At 40.5% G+C, this 14,666-nt stretch carries 16 protein-coding genes; 10 read left to right on the forward strand and 6 right to left on the reverse strand.

Going from position 1 to position 14,666, the window contains the following annotated elements; all coding sequences use genetic code 11:
• Positions 1 to 3 precede the first annotated feature (3 nt).
• Positions 4 to 1,506: a glycoside hydrolase family 32 protein gene (locus tag HUG20_RS16960; protein WP_200085857.1), complete on the forward strand. Its 1,503-nt coding sequence runs from the start codon at positions 4 to 6 to the stop codon at positions 1,504 to 1,506.
• Between the two features lie 946 nt (positions 1,507 to 2,452).
• Here the strand turns inward: HUG20_RS16960 and HUG20_RS16965 are convergent.
• Positions 2,453 to 2,599 carry a response regulator gene (locus HUG20_RS16965; protein ID WP_200085858.1) on the reverse strand — a complete coding sequence of 49 codons (147 nt, stop codon included), beginning with the start codon at positions 2,597 to 2,599 and terminating at the stop codon, positions 2,453 to 2,455.
• 288 nt (positions 2,600 to 2,887) lie between these two features.
• Here HUG20_RS16965 and HUG20_RS16970 point away from each other — a divergent pair, with 288 nt between their 5' ends.
• The 8 genes from HUG20_RS16970 (at position 2,888) to HUG20_RS17005 (ending at position 11,088) form a co-directional block, all read left to right on the forward strand.
• Positions 2,888 to 3,079, forward strand: coding sequence for a hypothetical protein (locus HUG20_RS16970; RefSeq protein WP_200085859.1), 192 nt, complete (start codon positions 2,888 to 2,890; stop codon positions 3,077 to 3,079).
• A gap of 941 nt (positions 3,080 to 4,020) precedes the next feature.
• Positions 4,021 to 5,094, forward strand: coding sequence for a response regulator (locus HUG20_RS16975; protein WP_200085860.1), 1,074 nt, complete (start codon positions 4,021 to 4,023; stop codon positions 5,092 to 5,094).
• Positions 5,095 to 5,787: 693 nt separating this feature from the next.
• Entirely contained in the window at positions 5,788 to 6,966 is a 1,179-nt protein-coding gene (locus HUG20_RS19685) for a DUF2334 domain-containing protein (RefSeq protein ID WP_200085861.1), read from the forward strand.
• Positions 6,882 to 7,538 (forward strand): DUF2334 domain-containing protein, encoded by a 657-nt coding sequence (locus HUG20_RS19690; RefSeq protein WP_200085862.1) that lies wholly within the window; start codon positions 6,882 to 6,884, stop codon positions 7,536 to 7,538. The genes HUG20_RS19685 and HUG20_RS19690 overlap by 85 nt, the downstream gene beginning before the upstream one ends.
• Positions 7,531 to 8,793, forward strand: coding sequence for a glycosyltransferase family 2 protein (locus HUG20_RS16990; protein ID WP_200085863.1), 1,263 nt, complete (start codon positions 7,531 to 7,533; stop codon positions 8,791 to 8,793). The genes HUG20_RS19690 and HUG20_RS16990 overlap by 8 nt, the downstream gene beginning before the upstream one ends.
• A 23-nt stretch (positions 8,794 to 8,816) precedes the next feature.
• Positions 8,817 to 9,965 (forward strand): non-hydrolyzing UDP-N-acetylglucosamine 2-epimerase, encoded by a 1,149-nt coding sequence (gene wecB / locus HUG20_RS16995; RefSeq protein ID WP_200085864.1) that lies wholly within the window; start codon positions 8,817 to 8,819, stop codon positions 9,963 to 9,965.
• Positions 9,966 to 10,046: 81 nt separating this feature from the next.
• Positions 10,047 to 10,199, forward strand: coding sequence for a hypothetical protein (locus HUG20_RS17000; RefSeq protein ID WP_200085865.1), 153 nt, complete (start codon positions 10,047 to 10,049; stop codon positions 10,197 to 10,199).
• The gene (locus HUG20_RS17005) at positions 10,180 to 11,088 is read left to right on the forward strand and encodes a glycosyl hydrolase family 8 (protein WP_200085866.1); all 909 of its coding nucleotides are present in this window, start codon (positions 10,180 to 10,182) and stop codon (positions 11,086 to 11,088) included. The genes HUG20_RS17000 and HUG20_RS17005 overlap by 20 nt, the downstream gene beginning before the upstream one ends.
• A gap of 67 nt (positions 11,089 to 11,155) precedes the next feature.
• Here the strand turns inward: HUG20_RS17005 and HUG20_RS17010 are convergent, their stop codons facing one another.
• The 5 genes from HUG20_RS17010 to HUG20_RS19700 form a co-directional block, all read right to left on the reverse strand.
• Positions 11,156 to 11,380, reverse strand: coding sequence for a hypothetical protein (locus tag HUG20_RS17010; RefSeq protein ID WP_200085867.1), 225 nt, complete (start codon positions 11,378 to 11,380; stop codon positions 11,156 to 11,158).
• Between the two features lie 81 nt (positions 11,381 to 11,461).
• The gene (locus HUG20_RS19695) at positions 11,462 to 11,596 is read right to left on the reverse strand and encodes a hypothetical protein (protein WP_281392446.1); all 135 of its coding nucleotides are present in this window, start codon (positions 11,594 to 11,596) and stop codon (positions 11,462 to 11,464) included.
• Between the two features lie 212 nt (positions 11,597 to 11,808).
• Entirely contained in the window at positions 11,809 to 12,336 is a 528-nt protein-coding gene (locus HUG20_RS17015) for a YfiT family bacillithiol transferase (protein WP_200085868.1), read from the reverse strand.
• 320 nt (positions 12,337 to 12,656) lie between these two features.
• Positions 12,657 to 12,884 carry a superinfection immunity protein gene (locus HUG20_RS17020; protein WP_246476457.1) on the reverse strand — a complete coding sequence of 76 codons (228 nt, stop codon included), beginning with the start codon at positions 12,882 to 12,884 and terminating at the stop codon, positions 12,657 to 12,659.
• Between the two features lie 479 nt (positions 12,885 to 13,363).
• A complete protein-coding gene (locus tag HUG20_RS19700; RefSeq protein ID WP_281392447.1) occupies positions 13,364 to 13,495 on the reverse strand; it encodes a hypothetical protein in 132 nt (43 codons plus the stop codon).
• Between the two features lie 368 nt (positions 13,496 to 13,863).
• Between HUG20_RS19700 and HUG20_RS17025 the strand changes: the two genes are divergently transcribed.
• Positions 13,864 to 14,574: an SDR family oxidoreductase gene (locus tag HUG20_RS17025; protein WP_200085869.1), complete on the forward strand. Its 711-nt coding sequence runs from the start codon at positions 13,864 to 13,866 to the stop codon at positions 14,572 to 14,574.
• Positions 14,575 to 14,666 lie beyond the last annotated feature (92 nt).

Raw genomic sequence — 14,666 nt, forward strand, 5'->3', positions numbered from 1 at the left:
AAAATGAATTGGACACGAAAACAACGCTATCAACGTTTTTCTGAAATGACAAAAGAAGAGTACGGGGAACTACAAAAAGCCGTTGAGCAATCTCCTTGGCGCCAAACTTATCATATACAGCCACCGATAGGCCTGCTCAACGATCCAAATGGGTTTTGTTTTCACAACGAAAAATACCACTTATTTTATCAGTGGTTCCCCTTTGGCCCTGTTCACGGATTAAAACACTGGTATCATGTCACTTCTGATGACCTTGTTCATTGGAAAGATCAAGGGGTTGCCATTGAACCCAAGGAATGGTTTGAGAGCCACGGCGCTTTTTCAGGAAGCGGGATTGTCCATGAGGATCAATTACATTTATTATACACCGGAAATACGAGAGACAATAAATGGGAGCGTCATTCCTATCAATGTTTAGCGGTAATGGACAAGGAAGGTGATCTAAAAAAACACACCGCCCCCATTATTCAAGGTTCACCTGAAGGCTATACTCAGCATTTTCGAGACCCAAAAGTGTGGAAAAAAAGTGATTCATTTTACTTGGTGATCGGGGCTCAACGCGAAAATCAGACCGGATGTATCCTTCTCTACCGGTCCTCCGATCTCTTGGAATGGGAAATTGTCGGTGAAGTTAAGACGAGTAAAAGTGACTTTGGCTTTATGTGGGAATGCCCGGATTACTTTGAGCTAGATGGAAAAGGTGTTTTGCTTTTTTCGCCCCAAGGGTTAGAAGCGCAAAAATACCGCTATCAAAATATCTACCAATCTGGTTACTTTCTCGGGAATCCTATGAATTTGAGCGATGGTTCTTTTGAACATGGAGATTTCCAGGAGCTTGACGCTGGTTTTGAATTCTATGCACAACAAACAACATTAGCACCGGACGGACGAAGAATTTTAATCGGATGGATGGGATTGCCCGAGATTGAATATCCAACCGATCGTTATCAATGGGCCCATTGTTTAACCATTCCCAGGGAGCTATTTATAAAAAACGATACTCTTTATCAACGACCTGTGCGGGAGATGGAAAAGCTGCGGGAAAACCACACAGCTATATCCGATACGATTGATAATGAAACAAAAACGTATGAAGATATCAATGGTCAATGTTATGAACTAAAAAGTGAGATGAGCGCTCAAACGGCCTCTATGTTCGGAATCAAGATTTGCACCGGGCAGGAAGAAGAAACGGTTCTTTACTATGATAATGTCAACAAAGAAATTGTTCTAGACCGCCAAAAATCCGGCGAGAGTTTTGCAGAAGATTATGGGACAAAACGAGTAAAACCACTTGATTGCAAGCACCTATCACTGCATATTTTCGTCGACACATCTTCTTTGGAGATTTTCGTGAATGAAGGTTTTTACGTGTTCACAGCACGCATCTTTCCATCGAGTAGCAGCCAGGGTATTGAACTCTTTGCAACAGAAGGCTATATTGATCTGGAGATTTCAAAATGGAGCATGAATCCTCCGAGGAATACCGAAATTCAAGGGAGTTGACGTCTTCCTAAAAAAGTAGACCGGTTAAATCAAGTTCATACGTCTCTTTCTTGAAAAGTCGGTCAGCCATTTCCTAAATAGATTGAGCAATAACAAGAGAGCCAAATAAGGACTCTCTTTTACTTTTTCATCTGAAGTTCCTCTGTTTTTTCTGAGCCTCTGCCAAAATTAAAATGAAGCTTTAGAGTAGCGAAACGTTAATGAAAAGCGTGTTTACAAATGATGTCAGAGTACAAACGTTTGACGCCATGAATCGACAGAATCCAGCATATAATGGCGTCAAAAATGAAAAGACAAAGGCTTTCGTTCACCATATATTTCCATGAAATTACGCGTGCCCTGCTCAGAAGAAAACCACGCCAAATGACGGCCAATCACCGAATTTGATCATTGACAGATGAAGACACATGTCCATCATTTTGCTTTAACGGAAAAAAGGACGATAAATGTCATTAGGTTTTAAACTGTCATGGCTGGGATTTATGATTTTGGCATTGGCACTCTACTTATATATATGGGTATACCTACGAACACCAACAGATAGGTAAAAACCAACGTGTTCAAGATCCTCCATTCAAAGATTCTTCAGATTGCGTGATAATATTGTACAGCCTTACTCTGCACAATATTATCAGCACCACTCACTATACCGCTCCATATGGGTCCAACAGCTCTAGCCACTAACCATCCAAATACTGGGAAAAATGCTGATCTTGGTCTAACCCGATCATCCGGTTGCTGTACGCCAATCATAAACTGTAGGACATCTCACTCTCTGCGCAACAAAATATGCAAAGGTCTGCGATATGCCACTTTCTTAGATTCCTACTCAGGAACTCTGGATGACTCCTCATCTCTGGCAACCACTGACAATACGCCTTGATGAAAGGCTTCGTCACGTTTGGATGAAGATAGGCGCCACCGGTACCGACGACATTAAACGCCTCTAACCAAAAACTCCCGTTTTTAACACGTACGTCACATACGCTTTATCTTCATGTTTTGATTGAATCAACACTTTCACCCCGGGGCATCGAATCTCGAAATTTTGGATCGCCTCGACACCGTTAATGCCGGAACGATAGCTGTTCAAAAAACCAACATCCGTCTGGTGTTGCGAAACAATTGTTGTTGCTTCCCCTCTTCAACTTCGGCAACGACCTCAAGCGCATCATCCATCTCAGGAAATCGCTTCATCCTTCCCCATAACCATTTCTACCTGCATAATATTCTCCATTAGTTTCCGCCCTGATCCTTGGTTGTATCAGGGTTATTAACATATAGATTTCACATTTGTAATAAAATAGTATAAAATGATAAATGATTGTAATATAAATGTAATATGATAAATTCATAAGTAAATGGAAAGGTGGAAGAAGTCGTGGACCAAAAGGAATATGTTATGGACATTCAACGTCGAGCGGATCATCTATTGAACGAAACAGGGATAACGGAACATGATGCTTATGCTCATGCCATTACAGCCTTCATGCGTGAGCAACGAACGAAGATGCCCTCGGATAATGCTGATCATCTTCATGCCTTTTTGCTTCACAATTTTGGTATTAAATAAGAGAAGCACCAACGTTTGTAGGAATCATATGCAGGGTCATTCGCTTGAAACATTCGATCATATTCCCATTTTTATTCAATGTTGGATATCTATACAACATCTCCTCGCCCCTTTTTATTATGTTTAACGTACGACGACAAAATCCTCATACATTTATCGTTTTTTCATTCATATTTTCAATGCAGTAACGAGCATTTACCTCCTTAGTGCCAATGCCAAAATCATAAATCCCAGCCATGACAGTTTAAAACCTAATGACATTTATCGTCCTTTTTTCCGTTAAAGCAAAATGATGGACATGTGTTTTCATCTGTCAATGTTCAAATTCGGTGATTGGCCGTCATTTGGCGTGGTTTTTTCTGAGCAGGGCACAGCACGTGTAATTTCATGGAAATATATGGTGAACGAAAGCCTTTGTCTTTTCATTTTTGACGCCATCATAATCAGGCGTAGGAACTTTCATGGTGTCATTGTTGCACATAGATGCCATTAAATGTACACATGCGTTGTTTTATGGCGTCATAACTATCCGATGACGCCATTATATGCTGGATTCTGTCGATTCATGGCGTCAAACGTTTGTACTCTGACATCATTTGTAAACACGCTTTTCATTAACGTTACGCTACTCTAAAGCTTCATTTTAATTTTGGCAGAGGCTTTTAATTATTATCCAACCCTGCATTATCATCATCCATGCAATCTAAGCAACCATCCGTTTTTTTAGATACATATCTCCTAGTTATTGATCAGAAATTGTACAGATCATTATGTTACGTTTGGTAACATTACATGCCCATATTAAGGGAACTATAAAGTAATATTTCCTAGAAAAGCTTTTTCTAAGCATATACGACTGGGAATTATAGAGCAAAAAGCGGCATGAAATTTTTCCCAAAAAACAAACAATGGATAGACAGACAGAAAAAGGTGGAAAATACGTGCTAAAAGCCATTTTAGTAGATGATGAGCCGCTTTTTCTTGACCATTTTGAAAAACTATTAGCAGAAATAAATGATGGCATTGACGTTGTTGGTAAGTATATCAATCCGCATCAAGCCTTAGCAGCCATTTTCAAAGAGCAACCGGATGTCATTTTTCTCGACATTGAGATACCAAAATTAAGCGGGATCGAAGTGGCAGAGAAAATTCAAAGCTCATCGCTTCAAACGAAATTTGTATTCGTAACATTGTACCGTGAATACGCCGTAGAAGCTTTTGAACTAAATGCCATGGATTATCTTGTAAAGCCGGTGCAACAGGCCCGATTGACGAAAACGATTGACCGGCTTTCGAAAGATCTCCATCGTCATTCAATGTCAAAAGAACCCACTCGTGAAGCTACATTATGTTTTTTTCGCTCAATTCAATTTAAATGCTCAGGAAAAGGCTCAAAACCGCTTGACGTTCGCTGGAGAACATCCAAGGCAAGAGAATTGTTTGCTTTTCTTGTCCACCATCGACAGAAACCTGTTCAAAAAATTGATCTAATTGAACTGCTTTGGCCGGAAACGGATGGAGATAAAGGGATGACGCAACTATATGCAAGCATCTATCAAATTCGTAAAACAATAGCATCTGTCGGATTCAATATTCATATAACGAGTCATCATGATAGTTATATGCTTGATCTAAACGGTATTACGTTTGACGTTGATGTATGGGAACAGCGTTTGAGTGAGTTGTCTACCGTATCTGATGATACACTTCCGCGGTTTCAGGCATTAATAGACATGTATCCCGGGGATTATCTGGAAGAATATGATTACTTATGGGCAGTGGGGGAACGGGAACGATTGCGGTCACTTTGGCTCCGATGTGTTATGGAAGTAACCGATTTTATGATTGCCAAAGGAAACTATGTCGAGGCTCTCCCCTTTTTCCATCAGGTACAGGAACGTTATCCATATATGGAAGATAGTTACTTTAATCTCATTCACTTATATGATCAACTTGGTGATCGTTATGCTGTTGACCAACAGTATGCCAAGCTCGAAGAGATGTTAGGCCTTTAATTTGCAATGAGGCTGGGCATTTATCCTAAAACACACCAACTACAGTACTTTAAAAGAGATAAGTTACCGAAATGTGAAACGCACGAAATGTTGAACTCCGTAAGTTGTGTGGCATTCCTACGTTCCTTTCGTAGCCAGTCGGTTATAGTCAATGAACGTCCATCCACCACTTTGAAATAGATTTGTTAATCCCAGCTATTGATCAGAAATTGTACAAATCACTATGTTATGTTGAACAGCAATAAATTAGGTGAGTTATTTTATCTGAAGGGAGTAAGATGATGGTGACCAAACGTTTGCCTATCTTGTTTTGGTTTCAGCCAACTTGGCGGATACAAATACTTCTTAACTGAACACAGGCTCGTATCTTAAAAAAGTGCCTTAACTAACAAGGCTAATTGCCGTAATAATGCCCCCCCTTCCGGGAAAATCCGGCGGGACGCTTGTCATGCCTAAGTGAGCGAATCATTGTTTCGTTCAAGGATATTTATATTAAAAAAACGCCCTCTTTGACTTTTTTTAGAATATGTACTCATGCCGTTTTACATAAATAAATCAAAGATTATTATAATGGATATATTTTTACATTAATAAAAAATGGGTGTTTTATGGTTTTAAGTCAATAAATCTAAGCATCATCCTGATGATGTGTTATATCAATACTTCCATAAAAGTGGGGAACCTTAAATTATCATGAAGCATTTAGTTTTTTTTAGCATGTTATTTGTCCTATCGATTTTACATCAAGAGCACGAAGCGAATGCGATAGAGGCAGAGATCGAGAAGATCGACCCAGAGACGAACATTATCGTTCTATTTTCATCGGAAGATGGCAGTGCAGGAGAACATCAAAGGTTATTGGATATGTCATTGGGGCACTTTTCCAACAATATTACATTTAAAAACACAAAAGATGTTGAACCAGAAGATCTGAATGGGAAGACTCATCTCTTCTATTACGGAGAAACGGAAGAAGATCTTCCATCCCATATCCCAGAACTTATCTCGTCTTTCGATGGTCCAACTGTTGCTATTGGGTATAACGTCGAACAGCTTGGAGATACCTTTTCGTTCGTGGACATCGAGGGTGAAGAGACAATTAAGGAACTTGAATACTTAGGAGACAATGACAAAACAAAACAAGTTGATCCTCAATCGATTCTGGAAACAACGCTAGATCAGGATGCGGAAGTGTTCGTCCAAGGGGACGGTGACGAGGGAGAACATCCATTGATTATGAGTCAAGGCGACAACTATTATGTCGCTACAAATATGCTTTATGAACCGTATTCGGTGTTTTTTTCCCAAACCTTAAATACGGTGTTTGAGACGGAACCAACCGATCAAACGCCTGCGTATCTCCGTATCGAAGATGTACATCCTATGGTTGACCCGGATGAATTAATGGCGATTGCAGACGAATTAAAAGCGCGGGACATCCCCTATATGATTGCCGTTATTCCTGTTTATCTTCATCCAGAAACCGGCGAGGAAATTCATTTTGATGACATGCCTGAAGTGCTGGAAGCCCTAAAATATATGCAAGATAACGGAGGTAGTGTTGTCTTGCACGGATATACGCATCAGTTCCGGTTAAGTGAAACAGGGGAAGGGTTTGAATTTTGGGATGTTGAAAATGATATGCCCATTTATCATGGCCCCAATGACAATGTTGAACAACTGGAAGAAGATGATTTCGACAAACAAGAGGATTACGTAGCCTATATGGCAGACAATAAAGCCTTTGAACGTGCATATGTAGAAGATCGTTTGACCAGACCAGAGGTGTGCAAGAACTGGCGAATTACGGCTTATATCCCCTTGCTTTCGAACCGCCCCACTATACAATGTCCCAACATGGGCTTGAAGTGACATCTGAATTTTTCTCCACATATGTTGGACAAGTCCAACTGAGTGATGAGACATGGGAGATTATGAATACCACGCCGTATGCTTCACAGCCCAGTTTTTTAAATGGCATGTTCCTGCTTCCTGAAACCATCGGCTACGTACAGCCCGAAAACGACGACCCTGTGGGAGATATGGTCGATAAAGCAGAGCTGCATCAGATAACAAGCGGAGGGATGATTGGTGGTTTTTATCATCCTTATCTCGGTGTTGAAGGCTTAATCGAAGTCATCGACGCGATTGAAGAAATCCCGAACATCGAATGGATGGACCTTAAAGAACTCGATAACACCGTAGATGTTGAACATGTATCCATAACCAGTGGAGATGGCGAGATTGATGCAAATATAGATCAAATGAGCTTAATGACAACATCGATTGCTTATCCGGCTTATCATGTAAAAAACTTTGCAGAAAATGTAACCAAAATAATGATCTGGGCCGGAGTACTCAGTGTCGTTTTATTAATGAGCTTCACTGTATTCCAGATAGCAAAAGGCAACCGTTCTGACAGGGGGATTAGCAACAATGGCTGATTTTTTTCTCTATCTTTCACTGTTCTTAATATGGTTTATGCTGTTTTATCATGTGTTTTTAATGTTTGGCGGGTATCGTTATTTTTTACAGCATCCAGAAATAAAAGAGGCCTGGGACGAGCACCCAGGGGAAATGCCATCTGTCAGCATTTTAATTCCTGCCCATAATGAGGAAATGGTGATACAAGATACGATCGAATCAATGATTCAGTTAAAGTATCCAAAAGATAAGCTGGAAGTGATCGTGGTAAATGATAACTCCAGTGATGCTACAGGTATGATTCTTGATGACTACGCGAGAAAATTCGCCTTTATTAAACCCGTTCACACGAAACCGCCGCATGGAGGAAAAGGAAAATCCGGGGCTTTAAACCAGGGGTTGAAACATTCAACAGGAGAAATCATTGCTGTCTATGATGCTGATAACACGCCGGAACCGGAAGCGATTTATAATCTAGTGTTGGGCTTGAACAACGATAAAAAGGCTGGAGCTATTGTCGGGAAGTTCAGAGTATTGAATGCCAAACAAAATTTACTAACGCGTTTCATTAATATCGAGACGCTGACGTTTCAATGGCTTGCACAGGCAGGGCGCTGGTCCTGGTTCAAAATGACAACTATCCCCGGGACGAATTTTGCCATCCGCCGTTCCATTCTCGAAGAGCTTGGTGGATGGGATGAAAAAGCATTATCTGAAGATACGGAACTCAGCTTTCGAGTCTATAATCTTGGTTATCACATTCGTTTTTTCCCGTCAGCCATTACGTGGGAACAAGAACCGGAGAATTTAAAGGTTTGGTGGAAACAAAGAACACGTTGGGCACGTGGAAATGAGTACGTGATTGGCAAATTTCTTTTCCGGCCATCGCAGATAAATAATAAAAAAGTTCCTGTGGATCTATTCTATTTTCTGTTTATCTACCTTTTGTTCTTCGGTGGAATTATTATCTCGCACAGCATTTTTGTTGCGAATCTATTTTTTGACTTAGATTTATCCATAGGCAATGTGGCGATTATTTTACTGGTCACTGGATTTTTAATGTTTATAGCTGAGGTCTGGCTTGCGCTCAGCTTTGAAAAAAATCAACTTACCTTTAAAAACGCTTTGATTGCTATATTGATGTATTTTGTCTACTCCCAGTTGTGGGTGATCTTAGTGGCTTGCGCGACATTCCTTGAGGTCAAAAGAGTCATTTTTAAACAAGATGTACAGTGGTACAAAACCCAACGATTCGAGCAAAGTGGTGGGAAATAAGCCATCATAAGGAGGAATTATTTATGATAAAAACGATGACCATTTTCGGTACACGACCGGAAGGGATTAAAATGGTTCCTATCGTGCAGGCGTTGAACCGAGAAAAAGAGATTACGAACATTTTTATCAACACAGCTCAACATCGAGATATGCTTGATCAAGTACTGAACCTTTTTATGCTCACGCCTGATTATGATTTAGACATCATGAGGGAGGGTCAATCGCTGGAAACGTTGACGAAAAGGCTTATTGATAAGCTTTCTCTGATCATTGAAGAAGAAAAACCAGATCTCGTGCTAGTTCATGGGGATACAACAACAACATTTTCTGGGACTTATGCAGGTTTTTTACAAAAGGTACCCGTCGGCCATGTTGAAGCCGGTTTACGGACAAATGATATCTATGCACCGTTTCCCGAAGAAGGCAACCGTCAACTTGTAGGGCGACTGGCAACTTATCATTTTGCAGCAACCCAAAGAAATAAAGATAACTTATTGAAGGAAAACATTCCACATGACACTATAGAGGTGGTGGGAAACACGGTGATTGATGCTCTAATGGATATTAGCCGACGAGAATCAAGTTTATCCGGGGAACTAAAAAGCATTTTTGAAACAGGTAAAAAGACCATTCTATTAACGACCCATCGGAGAGAAAATATGGAAGCATTGCAATCTGTCTATCGGGCGATTCGTCGAATAGTAGATGCTAATGATGATGTTCAAGTGGTTTTCCCTGTCCATAAAAATCCTGCGATTAGACAAAAGGCATTACATGAAATTGGAGATAACCCAGACGTGTATTTGATTGAACCTTTGGACTACGAACCGTTTATACATGTATTGAAGAGTGCCTACCTTGTCATCACGGATTCCGGTGGGATTCAGGAAGAAGCGCCCGGGCTTGGAAAACCTGTGCTCGTTGCAAGAAATACAACAGAGCGTCCCGAGGGTGTTGAAGCCGGCACCTTACAATTAGTGGGTACGTCTGAAGATACGATTGTTCAGCAATGTCAGCGTTTGCTATCCAATAAAGAAGCATATACGGGCATGAGTAAGATGCAAAACCCTTTTGGCCAAGGAGATTCTGCTGATAAGATCGTCAATCATATTAAAAAATCCTTCGACTTGACAGTGACGTCGGATCAAAAGCAAGCAAACCAACTCGTCTAATGAACGTATGGGAGGCCTATTGTGCAATACTGGTGCGTATGGATGGGGATCTGCATTTTCCTCATAATAGGGGGGTGTGTGATGACAGATCAAGAATATCATGTTGAGGAAGCTTTCAGTACAGAAGAATTTATATACAAATGGTTAAAGAACGATAACGGTACACTGGCTACCTATATTCAGGATAGTGATCAAGTGGATGAGGATCTCGTGAGTGGTCGTGAGTGGTCGTGAGACGCTTTCTGAAACACTTGGGCTTTGGATGTCTTACGCCTTAGACAAAAATGATCAAGAATTATTTGACAAGATTCATGAGCAATTGCATGAACTTTTCCTTGAAAATGACGGATTTGTTCATTGGAAACTCACCGAGGATGGAGAAAGTGAAATATCTACCAATGCGCTCATCGACGACCTCCGTATTGCAGAGGTTCTTTTGGATGCTTACAATAGGTGGGATGCAGAAGAATATTTAGAAACAGCTGATTTGATTAATGAATATTTATCTAGCCATAATGTAAACCATGGAATCCTTACGGACTATTACGATCAAGAAGAAAATGATGCGAGTTCAGATATCACGTTATCATATATTGATATCCAGGCCATGAATAAGATAGCTGAAGAAGAACAATTAAATGGCCAAGTTGTGGAAGAAACGATGCGTGTGTTGACAGAAGCGCCACTAGATAACGGTTTTTATCCATCATCCTATAATGTGGTTACGGAAACGTATACATTTGATGATGAGATCAATATTGTTGATCAAGCTATTATTGCGTATCACTATGCAAGAGTGGGACAACCCTCAGTAGCATTTTTAAGTTTTATTCAGGAAGAAATGGATAACCGTGGGCTTGTTCGCGGTATATACGATAGGGAAACTCGGGACCCTATTGTCCAATATGAATCTCCTGCAATCTATGGTTTTTTGATTTTGTACCTTTTGGAAATCAACGAAATAGAATTGGCGAAAGAGATCTTTGAGCGGATGAAAGCTTTTCAAGTTACAGAGGAGAGTAATGACTACTACGGAGGTTACTCCATACAAAACGGAGATACCCATATATTTGATAACCTCCTCCCATTAATGGCAGAACAGCAATTGGAGCAAAGAGATTGAAAGGGCCGAGAAAATGTTTTCTCGGTTCTTTTTTCGGATAACCAGATTCTGGTGTGACCGATTATTTTTACGGTTGCCATTCAGCTCTCTTCAATCTCTTCATCTTCCTCTTCGAAATTATATTCATCCCATAATGCTTCTCTTTTTTCATCATAATCATCCTGCATGCCTTCTTGAATCCTTCATGCAATTCATCAATGACATCTATTTGTAACTGATGCAGCTCTTCTAATTCGATGTCGGAAAGCTCTGCTTGCATTTCCTCAACATGTGGAATGACTCCTTCCTTCAACGATCTCATCCTCTTCCGTCACTGCCATTTTGTCGTAGTTCGCAAATAATTTTGCGAATTCCGAGCTCTTCATCCTGATATTCATGCGGAAATCATCAACATTATACTCAAAATGATACCTATTCTTTTTCCTAAAACTGTTCCGTCTAGTTCTTTCCTTAACTTATCTTCAGTGACACTCGTCATTTTAATAATTTTCTTCATTCGAATAGCCATTTTCCAGCATCACCTCAGCGATTTGCTTTGACCTTTTCCTTTTTCCCTCCCCTTCTTCCTTTCTCAGCTTATCAAATAAAGGCTTTAAAGTCGGTGGGTCTGGAAACGAGCTTTTTATACATGGGAGTCACCTTTTCTTCTGGGTTACACACTTCATGCAGTTTTTGATTCATTTCCTCAGGGACGGTCAATAAAACGATAATAACGAATAACTATTGGTTAAATTCGCCCCATGGAGATAACGCGATTTTTATATGGGATAAGTGGTGCTCTTCGTGCCAGGCTAGTTTTGCAACTTTTGCTGCGACTGTTATCTCATCACTTTTTTGGAGCGTAAAAGCTCGATCTAATTGTTCTTCCGTTAAACGATATCCTAAAAATACGATGCGCTCATTTATACCTTCTAGCAATTTAATAGAACTTTCAACAGGAAGCCTTGTATCCGGCTCAATCGCCCACTTATCTTGATCAAAAGCAGGTACTGTTGGATTCTCATCGGTTAATGCCAGTTTCAAACGTTGATACATATTCAACTGAGAATCTGCAATGTGGTGAACAAGTTGACGAACTGTCCAGCCGCCATCACGATATGTTCTGTTTAATTCCTCATCATTTAATGCGTCAACAGTTTCTCTTAATCGAATCGTGTAATCTTCGATTTCCTTTAACCATTCTTGAACATTTTCTACTGTTACTTTGTCAGGAATTTCTAATTTTCCAATTGGAAATTTTGCATCCATATTAATCCTCTTTTCGTTATTCTTTATTTTTTTAAATAAAAGAATGGAATGAATTTCTTCTGTTACAGAACCGGCGCATACGGAAATTATCAACATTATACTCAAAATATTTTAGTTGACAATTACACGTTCCTGAACCAACTGAAATATGGTCACACAATTTCGGTAAAGGTCAGGCATTTAAGTTTAAAACTGAAGGAATGTCGAGGAGTCGAATGAGGAAATAACGTCTCTGAAAGGCCCCCCTGCGCCGAAAGCACGTGAGACAGTCGCCACTTGTGGTGTTAACAGGGGGGAGGGAGGGAGAACTTCAAGAGCAATTAAGTGATCGTTTGTTGATTGGATTGGTCATTCGTTAATGACCATACGAGGCACGCTACCCAGCCTAAGAATGTCCATCCCAATAAAATATTAAGCGCTAATATGGCTGTTTTATTTTTATGGTTACGTGCGAAGGCAATAATGGTCGGTATTCCATACATACCAATAGCAACCGCAATTCCAATGATAATAAGCAAAAAGAAAAAAATACTTACCAATATTTCCACACTAACTCTCCTTTTCTTCAAAAGACCAGAATTATGTATACTTTTCGTTTCTTTATTAATCATTCATTTCAATTAAATTATCTAATTCCCCAGAATTAGTTATTGATTCCAACTCATCATACCTTCGCTGATCATTTCCACATCCTAAAAGCACGATCATGCCAACCATTACTTACGCCAATGGCTTTCGTTAATGTTCTCATGTGTTTCGATGCTCCTTTCTGACCGTTTTAGTCACGCTTTCGACCATGTACATGCCCCCTTTTATAAGGGTTTTCCCTTTCGAAGATTTCTGGGTTTATGGACTATGCCTTCAGTATAATAGATTCAGTTTAGACAGAAAAGGTTTGATTTTTGAGAAGTATGCGCATACCCAAAATATAATGATATTAGACCGAGGCAGGGACTCACACCTCTTTATCATGTAAGGGGTAAATATATGTGTGTGTATGTAGGGATTGCTGAACAACGTGCAGCTATCAGCTGAAGCCGGAATGCCGCTTCCATGGCTTCGCTTTCCGCGGACGAACGGTCAAGCCTCCTCGCGCAAAACCGGCGCTGCGGGGTCTTGACGCGTCCGTTTTTCCGCTGGAGTCTCGCCATTGCAGCACCGCCCCTCCGTATGTTTCCAGAAGTGCAAGGGTTTTCTGCTTTTAGGATAGATTTCCTTGCACCTAGTTTTGACAACATCAACGGAAAATGCTTATGTGCCAGTCTTTTTCCGTTATTCAGCAGTCCCTATGTACATCTATCAAAATGACTTGCCTTATTATTACCGCGAAATGATCGACTGTGTTTAAATTGGAACTGAAATGCGATACACTATCTTACTTAATTGACAGTCATAGACGCCATTCCTTTTGAACAACTTGTTTACAACCCTATACCCTGCATGAGTCTGCGGATTCAGAGCATAAGCCATTCGCTACACCTTGTGGCCTCATGTTATTATGATAGAAATGGAGAAGGGGAGGCTGTCATGAACAAACTACAAGGAAAAATAGCGGTTGTCACTGGTGCCAGCACCGGAATTGGGGCTACCATTGCTAAAGAATTAGCCATGGAGGGTGCACATATCGTCCTGGTCGCCCGCCGGTTGGACAAATTAAACAAAGTAAAAAGTGAAATCACAGAATTAACGAATAACAAGGGAAACGTAATGGCTGTTCAGACGGATATCTCAGATAAAAATGACGTCTATCAACTCGCGAAAAAGGTACAAGCCGAATTGGGCAATGTCGATATTTTCGTCAATAATGCTGGGCAAATGCTGGCAGGAACCGTCCGATCCGGCAAGGTGGAAGAATGGGAAGCTATGGTTGATGTGAATATAAAAGGCGTGCTTTACGGCATTGATGCTGTTTTGCCATCTATGCTGAGCCGATCAACGGGCCATCTTATCAATGTTGCATCGGTTTCCGGACTTGAGGTTACGAAAACCAGTACCGTCTATAGTGCTACAAAGCATGCGGTGCGAGCCATTTCCATGGGATTGGAAAAGGAACTTGCCAGAACAGGGGTAAGGATGACGAATATCTCGCCTGGGATGGTTGATACAGACTTGAGCAGTAACAATACCTGGAATGATCGTAAAATGCTTGAGACAAAGGATATCGCAAAGGCTGTTGTCTATGCTGTCACCCAGCCCGACTATGTAAATGTCAATGAAGTTACCGTTCGCCCAGTGTAAATGTAAATAGCGATCCAGAAAGCAATGTTTGACTGCTTTCTGGATCGTTATTTTGAAGATTGTATTACATTCGGGCCACACTGACACTAAAA

The sequence above is a fragment of the Salicibibacter cibi genome (assembly GCF_016495865.1).
GTDB lineage: Bacteria > Bacillota > Bacilli > Bacillales > Marinococcaceae > Salicibibacter > Salicibibacter cibi.